Annotated in this window: 11 protein-coding genes; 1 reads left to right on the top strand and 10 read right to left on the bottom strand. The window is 71.0% G+C overall.

Going from position 1 to position 17114, the window contains the following annotated elements:
- Positions 1-40: 40 nt before the first annotated feature.
- From EEJ31_RS06820 to EEJ31_RS06780, 9 genes are all read right to left on the bottom strand, one after another.
- Positions 41-655: an FHA domain-containing protein gene (locus EEJ31_RS06820; protein WP_148040142.1), complete on the bottom strand. Its 615-nt coding sequence runs from the start codon at positions 653-655 to the stop codon at positions 41-43.
- Positions 656-672: 17 nt separating this feature from the next.
- A complete protein-coding gene (locus tag EEJ31_RS06815; protein ID WP_233563771.1) occupies positions 673-2979 on the bottom strand; it encodes a transglutaminase-like domain-containing protein in 2307 nt (768 codons plus the stop codon).
- On the bottom strand, positions 2976-4289 hold the full coding sequence (locus EEJ31_RS06810) for a DUF58 domain-containing protein (protein WP_123045551.1): 1314 nt from the start codon (positions 4287-4289) through the stop codon (positions 2976-2978). The genes EEJ31_RS06815 and EEJ31_RS06810 overlap by 4 nt, the downstream gene beginning before the upstream one ends.
- Positions 4286-5257 (bottom strand): AAA family ATPase, encoded by a 972-nt coding sequence (locus EEJ31_RS06805; protein WP_123045550.1) that lies wholly within the window; start codon positions 5255-5257, stop codon positions 4286-4288. Before EEJ31_RS06805 ends, EEJ31_RS06810 begins: the two co-directional genes overlap by 4 nt.
- Positions 5254-11115, bottom strand: coding sequence for an Ig-like domain-containing protein (locus EEJ31_RS06800; RefSeq protein ID WP_123045549.1), 5862 nt, complete (start codon positions 11113-11115; stop codon positions 5254-5256). The genes EEJ31_RS06805 and EEJ31_RS06800 overlap by 4 nt, the downstream gene beginning before the upstream one ends.
- Positions 11112-12515 (bottom strand): serine/threonine-protein kinase, encoded by a 1404-nt coding sequence (locus EEJ31_RS06795; protein ID WP_123045548.1) that lies wholly within the window; start codon positions 12513-12515, stop codon positions 11112-11114. The genes EEJ31_RS06800 and EEJ31_RS06795 overlap by 4 nt, the downstream gene beginning before the upstream one ends.
- Positions 12516-12672: 157 nt before the next feature.
- Positions 12673-13479 carry a PP2C family protein-serine/threonine phosphatase gene (locus EEJ31_RS06790; RefSeq protein ID WP_123045547.1) on the bottom strand — a complete coding sequence of 269 codons (807 nt, stop codon included), beginning with the start codon at positions 13477-13479 and terminating at the stop codon, positions 12673-12675.
- Complete coding sequence (locus tag EEJ31_RS06785; protein WP_123045546.1) at positions 13476-14507, bottom strand: FHA domain-containing protein; 1032 nt, start codon at positions 14505-14507, stop codon at positions 13476-13478. Before EEJ31_RS06785 ends, EEJ31_RS06790 begins: the two co-directional genes overlap by 4 nt.
- Before the next feature lie 76 nt (positions 14508-14583).
- Positions 14584-15765, bottom strand: a complete 1182-nt coding sequence (locus EEJ31_RS06780) for a DUF4192 family protein (RefSeq protein ID WP_158603917.1) — start codon at positions 15763-15765, stop codon at positions 14584-14586.
- 129 nt (positions 15766-15894) lie between these two features.
- On the opposite strand from EEJ31_RS06780, the gene EEJ31_RS13975 reads away from it, so the two are divergent.
- Complete coding sequence (locus EEJ31_RS13975) at positions 15895-16053, top strand: hypothetical protein (protein WP_199727293.1); 159 nt, start codon at positions 15895-15897, stop codon at positions 16051-16053.
- 59 nt (positions 16054-16112) lie between these two features.
- On the opposite strand, the gene EEJ31_RS06775 is transcribed toward EEJ31_RS13975, so the two are convergent.
- On the bottom strand, positions 16113-17075 hold the full coding sequence (locus EEJ31_RS06775) for an aldo/keto reductase (protein ID WP_123045544.1): 963 nt from the start codon (positions 17073-17075) through the stop codon (positions 16113-16115).
- Positions 17076-17114 lie beyond the last annotated feature (39 nt).

Here is a 17114-nt window from a genome sequence, read left to right as displayed (position 1 = left end):
GTGGAGGGCCGGTTCCCACCGCCGCCTGGGGAGGACGCCCTCAGCTCACCATGAAGAACTGCTCAGCGATCTCCACGCGGGTTCCCCTCGGCACGAGGTAGCGGCGCCCGGGTTCGCAGCGGATGGCGCGCTCCCCCGGCCGGCGGACGACGGTGCCGTTCGCGGAGTACCGGTCGCTCACCCACAGTCGGCCCTCGTCCTGGCCGAACTCGAGGTGGCTCTTGGAGACCGACATCCCGACGTCGTTGATCTGGATCAGGTGGTCGAAATACTCCGCGGGCTCAGGCAATGGGCGGCGGCCGAGGAGCCCCGTGCCCGCGACCGAGATCGTCTCGCCGGTCGAGAACTGCAGCTGGAACCGCTGCCCAGACGCCGGTGCGGAGGCGGCCATCCACCGCGCGGTCTCCGCGGGCACATCAGCGGTGCTCACCGCTCCCGGTGCGGCGCCGGGCTCGGCGTTCTGCGGGGCCGGCGCCTGCTCCACGGGCACCGAGACCACGTGCCGCGCGGGCGGCAGCGCGGGAATGACGGTGGTGTCTGACGGCCGCGGATCGGGGCGCCGCCGGGAGACCGGGGTCGCCGTTGACGAGCTGCCGCACTCGCCACAGAACATCGCGCCCTCCGGCAGCGTGGCCCCACAGATCCGGCAGTTCACGACACTCCTCCTCGTTCTCAGGCTTTTCCAGCGTACCGACCGAATGAGCGCAGCGAGATGAGCGCCCGCAACCGCTGGCGCCGGGTGCGCTCGCCGGCGAGGGCCCGGCGCAGTTCGCGCACGGCCCGCCACACCTCGTCGGCGTCGTGCGGTCCGGGCTCGGCGGGCGCGAAGCTGGCTCGGTCGACAACGGATGCGAGAACCAGCGGCCGCATCCCGCCCACCGTCTCGGCGAACTCGGTACGGGTCGCACCACGCGGCACCTCCACCCCGTAGTCGGCGACGGTGTCCGCGACCTCGCGCCACCCGCCCTGGATGCGCGCGAGCGGTGTGGCGGCCCGGAAGCGGAGGCGTCGCCTGCGCTTCTTCGACAGGACGATCATGAGGAACGGCAGTGCGATCACCGCGAGCGCGAGGACCGACCAGCCCGCGACGCGGAGCACCGTCAGCAGCAGGGCGAGGATCGGGTCGGGGAGCCGGGGCGGGTCGCCCTCGTCGCCCGCCGTCGGGCTGAGGTCCTTCTGGGGAGCGGTGACCTGCTCGGGCGGTGGAACCACCGAGCGGGGCCGAGAGACCTGGGTGGCGTCCTCGGGCGACGCCGGCGGCACCGGGCGCAGGGGCGGGTTCGGGTCGACCGTGACCCAAGCGCCCTTGGCGTCCTGCACCTCGATCCAGGCGGAGATGTCCGAGCCGGTGACGGTCACGGTCGATCCCTCCGCGTCGGGGTCGAAGCCGACGACCACCCGGGCGGGGAAGCCGATCTGACGTGCCATGAGGGCCGCGGCGACGGCGTACTGCTCGGCGTCGCCGAGCATGGGCGTGCGCTCGAAGAGTTCGCTGATGCGATCGGCGCCGTGGCCCGAACGGCTCACCGGCCCGTCGCCTTCCCCGCCGTGGCTGACGTAGCCCTCGGCCGTGAGACCCTCGATCATGGACTGCAGCTGCTGCCCCGGTGCCTGCCCGGGTTTGACATAGCCGGCCAGCGCCTCTGGAAGCCCGTCGGGGAGGTCGCCGAGCGGGGGAAGCGCCGCGGCTCCGGGACGCAGCGTCGACAGGTCGGCGACCGCGGCCGGAACGACCGAGCGCGCTCGGTAGCTGTCGCCGGTCGACAATCCGCCGAGCACGGCCCCGGTGCGGCTGTTGTCGTTGTAGTAGAACGCGTCGGTCCGTGCCTCTGCCGTGGCGCCCCCGAAGGTGATGCGTTCCAGGGCGCCGGTGCCGGGCACCCACACCCCGTCGTATCCGTCGACCGTGACGGCGATGGTGGCGGGTTCGCCGTGCACGCCGCCCTGGTCGAGCCGGTACGGCAGGCGGGTGAACGACCCGGATGCGCTCGTCGTCGTGTCGCTGCCCACGGAATAGACGATGCCGTCGTAGCTGTCGAGGGCGGCCAGCCGGAGCCGCCCCCGCTCCGGCAGGCCGGTGACCGTCAACATCGGCTCGTCGGCGCGCTCGGGCTGCAGGTAGTTGCGGAACCCGGACAGCGGGCTGGGGTACGCCCGCGGGTTGAACGGTTGCTCCACCCGGGCACGCACGACGTCCCGGGTCACCGGCGGGGGCAGGGCGACGGCCGCCGCGCCGCCGGCCGCCACGGCGACCGCGATGATCACGGCTGCCCCGGCGAAGCCGCGCCCCGTGCTCCGCCCGGTGGTGGCGGCCTCGACGCTGCTGCGCGAGCGCCGGGCGATCAGGTTCATGCTGAACCTCCGCCGGTACCAGCGGAGCCCGAGCAGCCAGAACAGCAGCACGACGAAGAGGCCGATGCCGAGTTCCGTGGCGGCCGGTGCCGAGACGGGCCCGAGGGCGATGGCGGCCAGGAACATGGCCGCCGGGGCGAGCATCGCCCACTGCGGATGCCGGGCGCGCAGGGCCAGCGAGCCGGCCACGACGGTGCACACCAGCGTGAGGATGAACGCGGGCACGAGCAGCGACTGGTAGCTGCCCACCGGCAGCACGATGGTGACCAGTTGCTTCCAGCTGAGCGCCGTCGCGGCGAGCAGCTCCCGCAGTCCATCGACGGTCGGGAGCACATGCCAGGCGGCGAGCCCCGGAACGGCCAGGGGCACCCCGGCGATGAGGTACGCGAACACGGTGGCGATCACGAGCGCCCACGCGGGCCAGCGGAACCGGGCCCCGACGATGGCGATGCCGAGGCCGATCGCGCAGGTGACCGCCACGAGCACGACGTACGCGCGGCTCTGGTACACCGGCCAGAACTCGGCGGCCGCAACCCCGACGCTCGCGGCGACGGCCAGCGCGTTGCCCGCCGCGAACCCCCTCCACCTGCCGCGGTGCCTGGCGCGGATCTCCCGGCGCGCCGTCACGCCGCCGCCGATCGGGCCAGGCTCTTCTGCAGGTCCTCCAGGTAGCCGATCCGCAAGACCGTGAGCTCGGCGACCCGGCGGAAGCTGGGGACCGCTTCGGGATCGCAGATGACCGCGACGACGTCCACGCCGGCGGGAAAGGTGCGTGATGCCTCCCTGAGCTGCCCCGATGTCGTGGCGGATCCGCAGATGAGGAAGGCGACGGAGATCCCGGCGGTGCTCTCCCCGGCCTGGCGTCCGAGCTCCGCGAGGGGCAGGGCAGCGGATGACCGTTCCAGGCGGCTGAGGTCGTCGAGCAGTCGGGTGCGGGTGAGGGTGCTGAGCCGGCGGATGCCGCGGCGGCCGGCACCGCGGCCTCCGTCGCCCACCACCACCGAGACCGTGCGGGCATCGCGGATGGCCCGGCCGGCGAGCGAACCGGTGACGCTGACGGCCAGTTCGAACTCGTCATCCGTCTCGTAGTCCTGGTCGCCGAGGCCGAGCGCCACGACCAGGTGGCTGCGGCGCGACTGCTCGAACTGGCGCACCATGTAGGTGCCGGCCTTGGCCGTGCTCTTCCAGTGGATGTTGCGGCGTTCGTCGCCGGGCAGGTATTCGCGGAGCGCGTGGAAGGCGATGTCGCTCGAGGTGAGATCGCGGGTTGGGCTGCCTTCGAGGTCGCGGATGAGCCCGGTGGACAGGCTCGGAATGGAGATGGTGCGCGGGTGCACGAAAAGTTCCCGCCGTTCCTCCCAGCTGCGCTCCCGCCGGAACAGCCCGAGCGGGTCGCCGCGCACCAGGTGCACCGGGCCGATGGGGATCACCCCGCGCCGCGTGGTGGGCACCATGAACTCGTCGCCCGTCGACCCTCCCCGCCCGAGGCTCGGGGTGAGGAACTCGGCGATGCCGGCGCCGACCGGCACCTCCACCCGCACGCCCGGCACGCGGTGCTGCGACGCGTTTTCGACCGCCACGTGGCCGGGAACCCGTTCGCCGACCACCACGCGGTCCGCGGTCATCGTCAGCGCCACCCGGTAGGCGTTGCGGCCGAGCAGGTACAGCGACGCGACGAGCGTGAGCACGAGCCCCGCCCAGGCGATGGCGACGAGTTCGGACCAGCCGAGCACGTACCCGAGCACGAACGAGAGGGCGACCAGTGCGCCCACCCAGCGACCGAGCAGGGTGACGACGGATGCCACGGCGCCGGCAAGCCGGGCGAGGCTGCCTCGTGCGCGCCTGCCGGCCGGCACCAGCCACACGATCGCACCGGCGAGGAACCCCTCGCGCAGCTCGAACCTGGCCCGGGGTGCCGTCGCCTCCGACCGGCTCATCCCGCGACCCGATCTCCCGGCGGCGGGGTCTCGATGAGCACCTGTGCGATCACGCTCGAGGTGGTCACGCCCTCGAACTCCGCTTCCGGGTCGAGCAGCAGCCGGTGCGCGAGGACCGGCTCGGCCAGCGACTTCACGTCGTCGGGGATCACGTAGTGCCGGCCGAGCGCGGCGGCGTGGGTCTTGGCGGCGCGGATGAGCGCGAGCGCGCCGCGCACGCTCGCCCCCAGTCGCACCTCCTGCGCGGTGCGGGTCGCCTCGATCAGCCGCGACACGTAATCGTTGATGGTCGCGTCGACGAAGACCGTGCGCGCGAGCGCGGCGAGTTCGACGACCGTCTCCGCCGACAGCACGGCCGGCACCCGGGCGGGCTGTGTGCCGTGCAGGGCGCCCTCGAGGATGCGCACCGTGGAGGCGTGGTCGGGGTAGCCGATGGAGGCCTTCATGAGGAAGCGGTCCAGCTGCGCCTCGGGGAGCCGGTAGGTGCCGGCCTGCTCGACGGGGTTCTGGGTCGCGATGACCATGAAGGGCGACCCGACCGGGTGGGTCACGCCATCCGCCGTCACCTGCCCCTCCTCCATCACCTCGAGAAGTGCGGCCTGCGTCTTCGGACTCGCCCGGTTGATCTCGTCGGCGAGCACGATCGTGGAGAAGACCGGCCCGCGGTGGAACTCGAAGGCGCCGCTGCGCTGGTCGTAGATGCTCACGCCCGTGATGTCACCGGGCAGCAGGTCGGGGGTGAACTGGATGCGGTTGCTGCTGCCCCGCACGCTCTCCGCGACCGCGCGCGCGAGCGAGGTCTTGCCGGTGCCCGGGACGTCCTCCAGGAGCAGGTGGCCTTCGCTCAGCAGCGCGGTGAACGCGGTGCGGATGACGTGCTGCTTGCCGAGGAGAACCTGCTCGACCCCGTGCACGAGCCGCTCGAAGACGTCCGCGAACCGGGCGGCCTGGTCGGGGGTCATCGTCATTTCGGTTCGCTTTCGTTGTTGGCGTGCACGTCGTAGCTGTATTTGTGTGTGTTGATCTCGACGACGAGGTGCACGGGTCCGCTGGTGGGTGCGCCCGGGATGACGCAGACCTTCCCGTTGTCGCCGGCGCTTCCGGTGCGCGTCGGAGCGGCATCCGCGAAGCAGGTGTACTTCGCGGTGAGCTTGCCGTTCGACGGGCCGTTCGTCCAGCTGAAGATACCCGTGATGGCATCGTAGGTGAGGTCAGACACGGTGAAGCTGAGCGAGGGCTCCGGCGCAGCGGCATCCGACCACGGTCCGCAAGCGTCCCACGCCGTGCAGCCCTGCAGCTCGAAGTGGGCGGCTTCGCCGAACGGAAGACCGAGTGTCTTCCGCGGAGCGATGGTTCCGAGTGGCTTCACTTCTTGAGAGCCGATGGCGCGGATCTGGTAGTGGTCGAAGCTGGGCGTGATGCCGGTGACGTAGTAGTCGAAGGTCTGACCCTGCGTCTTCATCGCCCCCTCGACGGCGGTCACCGGACCGGGCGCCGGGCGCATCAGCACGTGCGCGACGGCGGTGTGCGCGCAGCCGGCCCGGTTGTACCCCCAGACGAGGAAGTAATAGTCGGTAGCCTCGGACTCCAGGCCGGTGAAGGTCACCGACTGGTTCGCGGCATCCACCCGTGCCTGCTCGGCCACCACGCCGCCGGCCGTGGGCGCGTTCAGCGTCCCCGGCGCCGGGCTGGTGACGCTGCAGGCCTGGGCGCCGGTGGGGACGGTGTTGGCGGTGAGGCGCTGCACGTAGTACCCGGTGACCGGGTCGCCGTGCCCGTCGAACGGGTCCCAGCTGACGGTGACCGTGCCCGCGGCATCCGTTCCGTCGGCCTGGATCGCGCCCGCGGTCGCCGGGCCGTACGGATGCCCGCTGGCCTGGGCGCTGTTCCACTCGGCGAGCGCCGGGTACGCGTCGTTGCGGGCACTGACGGTGACGGTGACGTCGACGCCGTTGGCCAGGTTGCCGACGTCCTTCGTGCAGGCGTCGCGCGTGCACGACGCGGCGCTCACGTCGGCGAGGGTGGTGCCGCCCACCGTCACGGCGTACCGGTTCACCGGGCTCCCGCCCCCGCCGGTGGTCACCGGCTTCCAGCCCAGGCGCAGGCCACCGTCGAGAGGTGCGATGGTGAGGCCGGTGGGCGCGGCGGGCACGATGTCGGACCAGGCGGGTGCCGCGAGCGTGGTCACGGTGGAGAGCCCCAGCGCGTTTCGCGCCGCCACCTGGATCCGCACGGCATGCGCCTGCCCGTTGCCCGGGGTGTTGACGGCACACGCGGTCGCCTCGCACGTGCTCGTGCCGACGACGGCATCCGTCGCGGCGTCGCGGAGGGTGATCTCGTAGCCGGTGATCGCGGCGTTGTTGTCGGAGCCCGGGCTGAAGCCCACCGAGAGGGTCTGGTTCCCGAAACCGGTCAGGGCGAGGCCGCTCACCGGGTCGGGTTTGTCCTGCACGGAGATGTTCACGCTGCCCCACGCGTACCGATCGGGGTCGCCGGTGGCGTCCGCCACCTGGTACTGCAGCGCCATGTCGACGGGCGGGGCGTCGGCGGCCACGGTGACGGCAAGGCGGCGCTTGTCGGCGCTGGGGGTGATTTCGACGCCCTCCGGTAGGGCGGCCGTGTCGGCGCCGCGCACGGCGATGACCGTGAGGGGCACGTCGGGGAACGGGTTGGTGGCGTTGTCGTTGGCCAGCACGTCGACCACGGTGGTCTTCCCGCGTGGCGCGACCGCGGCATCCGCTGCGGGCTGCGCCATGGGCCGGGTCGAGGCGACGATGCGCATCTCGATGCGGCCGGCCCGGCCCTCGTTGATGCTGTCGCGCACGCCCACGGTGAGCGACTGCCGGGCGCCCTTGGGCGTCGGCTCCGCCGCCTGGATGGTGAGCTGCTGGCCCTCGAGGGTGGCGCTGAAGCCGGTGGGCTTCGGCTCCAGCACCGTGTACGCGAGTTCGCCCCGATCGTCGGGGTACGGGTAGGTGGTGAGCCGGGAGAGGTCGATCACCTTGGACTGGCCGGGCTCGAAGTCGAGGACGGCGCCGTCGAAGGTCGGCGGCTGGTTCTTGCGCGGCGTCACGTCGATCGGCAGCACGATGGTGGCGCGGCGGCCGTCAGGGTCGGCAGCCGACGTTCCGTCGGTGACGTCGAACGAGATGGATGCCGGGCCATAGTAGGTCTCGGCGCTGGTGAACCGCAGCGTGTCGGCGTCCACTGCCAGGCGGGCGCCGTCGCCGTGTGTGGCTTTGACGCTGTCGGGGTCGCTCAGTCGCACGTTCTTTCTGCCGACGGCCACCACGTAGTCGTTGATGTCGATGGTGAGGGTCGCTTCGCTTTGGACCGTGAGCGGCGGCATCCCCTTCCGCAGCTGCGGCAGCGCGTCGGCGAAACCGGGCACCCAGATGAAGGCGTACGCGACGATGGCGGGGTCGTCGGGGTGCGTCACGGAGAACGGGATGATCTGGCTGCGCTGGCCGATCTGCACGCGGATGTCGTGGGCGGCGGTCACGTCGGCGGGGTAGCCGGGCAGCACGGCGAGCCGGAGGTCGTTCGGCGAGCCGTCGGCGAAGAAGACGTGGTCCAGCACGTCGACGTCGACGTGGTCGCGACCGATGATGTCGGAGAGGCTGAGCACGGTGTCGTGCGCCTCGGGGCGGGAAAGCGGCGCGTCCTCGGCCACCACGACGGTGAGGAAGGCCGAGCTCGTTCCCCCGCGCTCGTTCTGGATGTCGTAGATGAAGCCGTACCGGCCGGGGAGAGCCGGCGCGGTGACGACCACGACCTCCCCGTCGGTGGTCGCTGTGGCGCCGTCGACGATGGGGGTCACCCCGGTGACGGTGAGGGCGCTTCCGTCGGGGTCGGAGTCGTTGGCGAGCACCTGGACCGAGACCGAGCTTCCCGGCCGGGCGGTGGCCTCGTCTTCATTGGCGATCGGGTTGCGGGCGCCGCCCTGCCGGGGGCTGATGCCGACACGCACGATGCCCGTGGCCTTCGCCCCCAGGGCGTCGACGACGACGTAGGTGAAGCTGTCCGTGCCCGCCGAGTACTCCCCCGCCTGGTAGGTGATCGAGTCGGCGCCGGCGGATGTGACGGCTCCCTTCTCGGGATTGGTCTCCTGCCCGAGCAGTTGGACGGAGTCACCGTCCGGGTCGATTCCCGAGAGGGGGATCGGGATTGTCACGCTCTGGCCCGCGAGGACACGTGCCGTGATGGGCTTCGGTACCGGCGCCGTGTTCGACAGGGCGTCCGCCTCCCGCACGGCGATGTGCACGGCCGCGCTGGCGAACTGGCCGTCCGGCGCGTCGACGCGGTACACGGCGGTGAAGTTGCCCGGTTGCGACGGGGCGAGGTAACGCAGCACGTTGCCCGACGGGAATAGCAGGCCGGCGCCCGGCTCGAGGCCGGTCGAGAGTGTGGGGTGCAGGGTCAGCGGGTCGCCGTCGGGGTGCTCGTCGTTGTCGAGCACCGGGATGTCGATCGCATCGCCGGCGCGCACGGACACCGTGTCGGCTGTGGCGACGGGCGCCTGCTTGCGGGCCGGCTCGGGGATGGGGATGACGGTGACGCTGCCGGTGGCGTCGGCGAGTCCGTTGCTCACGCGGTATCCGATGGTGACGGGGCCGTCGTCGAGCGGATGCGTGGCCGTGACGCGCAGCATCCGCTGTTCGAGGATCTCGACGCGCAGGCCCGCCGGCGCGGAGGTCACCCCGGTGACCAGCAGCACGCCGCCGGCCGGGTCGAAGTCTGTGGCGAGCACGTCGGCCAGCCCCGGGTGCTGGCCGCGGAGGAAGAGGGTGTGGGGAACCGTGACGGGGGGCTGGTTCTCGTCCTGGGGCGGGGCGACGTCGATGCGCACCCGGCCGGTTGCGCTGAGCTGGCCGTCGGTGACGGCGTAGTCCAGGTAATGGGTGCCGACGACGTCGCTGCGGAACCGGAAGGTGCCGCCGGTGAAGTCGGGGGTGATGGTCGCGTCCGGTTTGGCGGGGACGCCGCTCAGGCGCAGAAGGCCCGAACCGCCCCGGACGTGGCCGAGCGGGGACACCGTCACCTCGTCGCCCGCTGTCGCCAGGACGACGAACGGCTCGGGGATGATGGGCACCGACCCGGCCGGCTGAATGGTGACCGTCAGGCTCCCGGAACCCTCCGCCCGTCCATCCGAGACTTCGAGGCCGACCCGGCTGGCGGTGCCGGTGGCGCCTTCGTCGGGGGCCGTGAAGACGACGGCACCATCGGGCGTGAAGCCCACGGTCGACGGCGCGACGGCAGTGGCGCGGGCGAGGTATACGGGATCGCCGTCGGGATCGACGAAGTCGCCGAGCACGTGGCTGGTGACGCGGCCCCCGGCTTTGACGCTGGCACGGCTGGAGCGCACCTGAGCGGGCGGCGAATTCTCCGCGTCGGAGCGGACGGCGACGGTCACGGTGGCGACGTCGCTCCCGCCGCGGCCATCGCTGATCGTGTAGTCGAAGGTGAGGCTTCCCGCGGCGGTCTCGGGCAGGGTGAGCCGCACCTGCTGGTTGTTGGCGACGCTCGTGAGGGTGGCATCCGTGTCGCCCGACGGATGCAGGTCGCTGATGACGAGCGCGTCCCCGTTCGCGTCATAGTCGTTCAGGAGCACGGGCAGCGTGTTGGCACGACCCGGGCGTGCACCGAATTCGTCATCGGTGGCCACCGGCGCGACCTGCGATTTCTCGACATCGGGAGGGGTGTCCCCCGTGTTGTGCTCCACCTGTTGCTGGTTCTGTTCGGTGTCCATCAGCTCGGCCCAGTTGTCGATGAGCTGGTTGCCGTGTTGCACCGCCCACGTGGCCCCGTGTGTGGTGTCGTTCAGCACGACGCTGTCACCATTGGCGCGCAGCGTGAGCTGCGCGTCGCCCTGGATCCCGTCGAGCGCGGAGACGGACCCATCGCCCTCGGTGCTGCCGCAGGAGCGCCATGCCGCACCGTCGGACCACGCGGCGAAGGAGCACGAGCCCACCGTGGCTGGCGCGGCCGGCCTTCCGTTCCTCCCGGTGACGACCTCGCGCACGTCGCCGTTGGAGATCCCTACCGAGAGCAGGCCTCCCGCATGTGCGATGAGCATCCTGTCGCCGCCGGAGCGGGGCTGCTGCAGCACGGGCGTGCCGGTGACCGTCGACGACAGGTCGACGTCGTGCCCGGGGAGGATCAGGTGCCGGCTGGTCTGGTTCAGCACGGCCCAGGTGCCGCCGACGCTTGAGATCTGGAAGCTGTCGTCGCCGGTGCCGGCGTCCACCTCGCTCGTGCTCACCGATTGGTCGGGAGCGACGACCGACACCAGGCCCGTCGTCGGGGCGAACGAGAAGAACCGTCCGTCGGGGTCCATGGTGGAGACCGAGAGCGCTCCGAGGGAGAGCGCCGGGCGTGACGTGGCGTCGAAGCCGTCGAGGCCGTCGACCGGAACGCTCCAGACGTTGCCCGCGGAGCTCACCACGGCCCGGTCGCCGCTGAGGAAGACCGCGGGCTCGGGGGGCATCGGCACGGACTTCGTGATCTCTGCCGTGGCGGGATCGAGGATGCCGAGGGAACCTTCCCCCTGGTCGACGACGAGCACCGTGGACCCCTGCTGCACCACGTCCACGGGCGAGTCCCCGGTGGGGACGACGGTGTTGAGCTCCTGGATCACGGTGTTGGCCCGGCCGACGACGTGCCTTGCGCTGTTGCTGACCCAGACCGCTCCGTCGCCGAGGTCGAACCGCTCGGCCGTGTAGCCGCTGGAGACCACGGCGACGGTGGCGATCAGTGCGGCGACAAGGGCCCCGCTGATGGTGGTCGCAAGTGCCGACCGGTGGCGCGCGAGACCGCGCAGGTTCACCGGGCGCTCCCCACGTCCACGCAGGTCTCACGGCTGGGCGCGCCACTGGTTCCCTGCCGGCTCACGGTGACGCGGATGCACACCCGATCCACGCCGCGTGGGTCGATGGCGAACTGGGTCTGGCGCTGGACGCTGCTCTCACCCGTGCCGGTCATGACCACGTAGCTGTCGTCGGGCCGGAGTCCCGGATCGGACCAGCTGAAGACGATGGTGCCCCCGTCTATCGTCCCGGTGATGTTCGTGACCGACGGGATGTCGCTCGACGCCCGGCCGGCCAGGAGCGACACCGACACGGCGGCGAGACCGACCACGAGAACGGATGCCGTGATGAGCGCGGGGAGCATCACGACGCCACGGCGCCCGCGTGCCGGCGGCGCAGAATTCCCGTGGGTGCTGCGGCTGTGCGACGAGTGCGGTACCTGGTGTCCCGATGGGGCGCGACGCCGTGGTCGGGAGTCCCTGCCGACCACCGTGCGGGGAGAGATGCGGGTCTGGTCGTGCGGATCGATGGCGGTCTGGCCGGCCCACTCGTCGACCATGAGGTCCAGGGGCGTCTGGGCGTAGCCGAGTTCCGCCTCGATGGATTGCAACTCGCGCACGAGCTCCAGGGCACTCTGCTGTCGGGCGGACGGCCGTTTCGACATGGCACGCCGGAGGATCGACTCCAGGCGCGGTGGGACGTCGTCGCGCCCGATGGGCGGGACGACCGCCTTCTGGATGCGGGCCATGAGTTCGGCCGAGGTGTTCTCGGACCCGGGCAGCTCGAACGGGGAGCGCCCGGCGAGCAGGGAATAGATGGTCGCCCCGAGGGACCACACCTCCGACGCGACCGAACCGGAGACCTCGTCGCGCAGCACCTCGGGCGCGGACCAGGGGATGGAGAGGCCGACCGCCTCGGAGTGCTCCGCCTCGCTCACCGTGGCGGCGATGCCGAAGTCGGACAGCACCGGATGCCCGTACGCGGTCACCAGGATGTTGGACGGCTTGATGTCGCGGTGCAGCACGCCGGCCCGGTGCGCGGCCTCGACGGCGCCGGAGACGGTGATGCCGATCCGCAGCACGTCGGCGACGGCGAGCGGCTCGCTCCGGTAGCGCTGGCTGAGGGTCGACGAGCAGTACTCGGTGACCATGTACGGGCGGCCGTCGGCGGAGACGCTGGCCTGGAACACGGTCAGAATCGAGGGGTGCGAGCTCAGTTGCGCCATGAGGTTCGCTTCGGCCTGGAACAGCTGCCGCACCTGGTCGTTGACGACCTCGGCGAGGAGCACCTTGACGGCGACCTGGCGCCTCGGCATGTTCTGTTCGTAGAGGAAGACGTCGGCGAACCCGCCGGAACCGAGCGGCCGCACGTAGCTGAACCCGGCCAGGTTCGGCGGCGGGGAAGGCAACCGTCGAGCCATAGTCCGCCTCCCGCGTGGTTGTGACTCGCCACCGACGTGGACGAGAACGGCATCACCGCATGGTCTCCCAATTGTAGGCAGCCGCTCCGGCGCAGCAGGCGTCGCGGTGGCGCGTTCGGCGGAGCGCAGCACCCCCAACTCGGGGGCCAGTGCTGCGCTACTCGACCGCTTCGGCGCGCTCCCCGTCGACGGCGACCACGTCGAGCACGATGACGGTCACGTTGTCGCGGCCGCCGTTTCCGAGCGCCGCATCGACCAGCGCGTCGGCCGCGGCGGCCGGGTCGGGGTTCGAGATCATGAAATGACGGATGCCGTACGGCGTCAGTTCCTTCGTGAGGCCGTCGGAGCAGATGAGCAGGCGCATCCCGGGCCGCACCGGGAGTGCACGGTAGTCGGGGATGGGCGGCTCGTGGAATCCCACTGCCCGGGTGATCACGTTCCCCTGCGGATGCACGTCGGCTTCCTCGCGGGTGATGCGACCGGCATCCACCATCTCCTGCACTACCGAGTGGTCGGTGGTGACCTGCTCGAGCACGCCGGAGATGAGCTGGTAGACCCGGGAATCGCCGATGTTGAACACCAGCCACTGCACCGATCCCGACAGGTACGCCAGTGCCGCGCCCGTCACCGTCGTGCCCGTGCCGAGGTCGGTCACCCCGGCACCGCGGGCCATGTCCTCGACCGAGAGGCTGAGTGCGCGGTCGATCGGGATCGGGTCGAGGAGCTCGGCGCCGGCGAGTTCGGCGAGCCGGGTCACGACCGCTCCGCTGGCGACGTCGCCGGCCGAGTGACCGCCCATGCCGTCGGCGACGGCGAAGACGGGGGGCCGGCACACCACGCTGTCCTCGTTGACCTCACGCCGGTGGCCGGTGTCGGTCCTCGCCGCCCACGCCAGTTCGACGGTCGTTTCTGCCGCCTGCGGCTTCGCCGTGAAGCTGGTCGAGTCTTGACCTATGTGGGTCACGGTTGTGCCTTCCGGTTACTGGCAGGCGGCAAGGACGGCTCGTCCCCGCTCACCGGCAGGATCTCGACGATATTACCGTCCCCGATGTCGAGCTTCGTACCGGGCACGACGGCGCGGGAGGTTCCGTGCCGCAGCCGCTCCTTCGCCCCGGCGGCCGGCAACAGCATCGTTCCGTTCGTCGAGCCGAGGTCGGTCACGACGACGGCGTCCCCGTCCTGCCGGATCTCGAGGTGCGTTCCCGACACCGAACGCGTCGGGGACGGAACGGCGATGAGGGTGGGCGTTCCGCCCGCGTGGATGCGGGGCGCCCGCGGCTGCCGCCCCAGGTAGTACGAGTCGTCGAGGCGGTAGGAGACTGCTCCCAGCCGGAAGGCGTAGCGCGGCAGCGCCTCGCCCTGCTCCGGCAGGTCCGAGCCCAGGCGGGGCGGCGAGGACGGCAGGACCACCGTGTCACCGATGGCCGTGTTGGGCCGCACGACCGTGTCGGAGCCGGCCGTGGACAGCCTGGACGAATCCCCCACCAGCACGGTGTCGTCCACGGCCGGCTCATGCGCCGACGAGTCGACGAACCAGGTGAGGCGGTCACCGCGGTCGCCGGCGGAACGGAAGGTGACACCGGTGGCGTCCAATGGTCCCGGCGCCACCTCGGCACCCCCGATCACGACCCCGGTGACCGACTGGAAATCGGCCAGCAGCCACGGGGCGACCCCGGCGGCGGCGAAGCGGCGGGAGCCCCCCACGGAGTAGACGTCCACGGCCGACGCGCCGCGCACGAGCACCGACACCGTTTCAGATCCGTGTACCGGCACAACGAGCGCGAAACTCGCGAGCGCGCGGTCGCCGCTTAGGGGCAGCAGGGTGACCATCGATTCCAGGTCGACCGCGTGCTGCGGGGCGAACGCCGCAAGCGCCTGCACGATGTCGTCGCCCGCATCGGCGGGCACGGCCGCCAGGAAGGCCCGGCCGACGACGAACGCCCACGGGGGCGGCCCGGCGGACGGAGCGAGGGTGACCCTGCCGTCGACCATGCCGCCTTCTCCAATCAGTGACCGGTGGCCCATCCTAACCGTCCTTCCGCGTCGCAGGCGGCGGGAGGACGCGCGCTCACCCGGCCTCAGGCTCCGCCCATGCCCACTCGGGCAGGTGCCCGGCGTCGAACATGACGCCGAGGGTGATCGCCATGCTGTAGCCCGGCTCGATGGCGAGGACGCGGTCGATGAAGATGCCCGCGACCGATCCGCGGCCGAGGGTCCACGACAGCCAGGCGAGCATGCAGAGCGGTGCCGGCCGGGCAGCTCGCGGTGCGTGTGCGACGAGGAGCGCGAGCATCCGGATGCCCCGTTCCACCCGGTCCGGGTCGGGCCGCTCGCGAGAGAAGCCGGTCAGGAGCCTGCCGAGGAGCGCCCCGGCGTCCGCCGCTTCCGTCCTGACACCCGGTTCCCGTGCCGCTGCTTCGTGCTCGGCCATGGCGATCTCGTCGAAGCTTCGCCCGGTCGCCTCCCGGATCGCCTCGTACCGCCGGTTGACGTCGCGGGCGACGCCGCCGATCTCCTCGCCGAAGGCGATCTGGAGCATGACCTGATCGCGCGTGGGCGGCGACTGCACGAGGAAGAGCATGGCGGCGAGCGCCTCCGGATCCGGGGACTGCTCGGTCCAGCCCAGCATCTCCTCAGCGGCAGTGATGGCGTCGATGACATCGCCGGTGGCCACGCCCAGCGCCGGGGTGTCGCCGGCCAGCCGTCGATACCGCCGGTAGAGCCGCGCCACCTTCTCTTTCAGCGGTCCGCTGGCGGGTGGAAGCTCGGCGCGGCTCTCGATCGTTCCGATCACCGGGGGCGCGGCGACGGCCGAACCCGCGATGTCGGAGAGGGGCCGGCCGTGCGCGGGGCACTCGGGGTCGTCATAGGAGCCCCAGCCGTCGGACGCCACGCACAGCACGTCGCGCACGAGAAAACCGGAGCGCTCGGCCGCCTCGACGAGCGCCCTTGCGAACCGCTGCGCTGGCATCCCTCCTGGCAGGTGGAAGGGCTGGTCCGTGTACACCACCGGAACGACGGCGTTCACGCCCGCGATCTTGCACAGTGTGCCGACGAGAGTCGACGCGACCCGGGCGTAGACGGAGTGCGGTACGCCGCTCTCGGGCAGGTTGAAGCGAAGTGCGCCGCAGGTGCGGTTGCCGCGAAAGGCGACGAGGACCACGCTGTTGCGGGGCAGGAAACCCGCGAGCTGGGGGACGAGAGCCAGGAAGTCCTGTGCCTGCCTGGCTTTGATGACGGTTGGCTGCATGCGCCCACCGTGCCCGACGGGCCGCTCCCGCGACCGGTGGACCGGCATTCGGTGGATAAGTTCCTGGCGCTTCTGCCTGTGGAAAGATCGGCCTTTCGCTGTGAACTCACTGGGGGTACGTTCAGGGGTATGACATCGCTAGCAGTAATACTCATCGTCATCGGACTGATCGGGCTCTTCCTCGGCATCTTCATCTCTGCCGTGAAGTGGTTGCTGTGGATCGGAATCATCCTGCTGGTCATCGGCATCATCGCCGCGATCATGCGTTCCATCCGGCGCAACGTCTGATCAGTCTTCACCCCTTCGGGTGAGTGGCCCGGCCGGCTGACCGGCCGGCCACTCATCCCTCATGCGAAAAGTTCGGAGATCCAGGCGACCTCAGCTGCCGTCGGCTTCCACTCCGTGGCCGCAGTTGCGTTCTGCACAATCTGCTCCGGTCTTGTGGCGCCGGCGATGACGCTCGTGAGCCCCGGCTGGGCCAGCAGCCAGGCGACGGTGGCCGCGAGCATGCTCACCCCCCGCTCGTCGCAGAACGAGCGGAACTCCTCGATGACGTCCCAGGGCGCATCATCGAGCAGGTGCTTGCGCACCGACATGATCCTGCTGTCCGCGGGGCCACCCTCCTGGGTGAACTTGCCCGTGAACAGGCCGTTATAGAGCGGAAAGAACGGCAGGAAGCCCAGCCCGTAGGCGTTGACCGCGGGCAGGACCTCCTCCTCGGCGTCGCGCACCAGCAGGCTGTACTCGTTCTGCGCCGAGATGAACCGCGGATGACCGTGTATCCGGGCCGTGAACTCCGCCTCGGCGATCTGCCAGCCAGCGAGGTTGGAGTGTCCGATGTAGCGGATCTTGCCCTCGGCGATCAGGTCGTCCAGCGTTGCCAGCGTCTCTTCGATGGGCGTGTTCGGATCTGGCCGGTGCAGCTGGTACAGGTCGATCCAGTCGGTCTGCAGCCGCCGGAGCGACCCTTCGACGGCCAGGCGAATGTAGCGCCGTGACGCACGCGCGCCCCAATCGGGGCCGTTCAACCCGGCCATGTCCATGCCGAACTTGCTGGCGAGCACCACCCGCTCGCGTTTGCCCTTCAGGGCGTGGCCCATCAGGGTCTCACTGAGGCCGCGCTCAGCGCCGTAGATGTCGGCCGTGTCGAGGAACGTGACTCCCGCGTCGATCGCGGCGTCGAGAACGGCGCTCGTGCCGGCCTGGTCGACGGAGGCCGTCCCGGTCCTGCCGAAGTTGTTGCACCCCAGGCCGATGCTGGAGACCACGAGCCCCGAGTCGCCGAGCCTGCGATAGTCGATGTCTGCCATTTCCCCAGACTATTACCGGAGGACGCCCCGGCTTCCTTT

Source organism: Cryobacterium tepidiphilum, from assembly GCF_003716325.1.
Lineage (GTDB): Bacteria > Actinomycetota > Actinomycetes > Actinomycetales > Microbacteriaceae > Cryobacterium > Cryobacterium tepidiphilum.
Note: the sequence above shows the minus strand (reverse complement) of the source record. Positions and strands in the feature narration are given on the sequence as shown.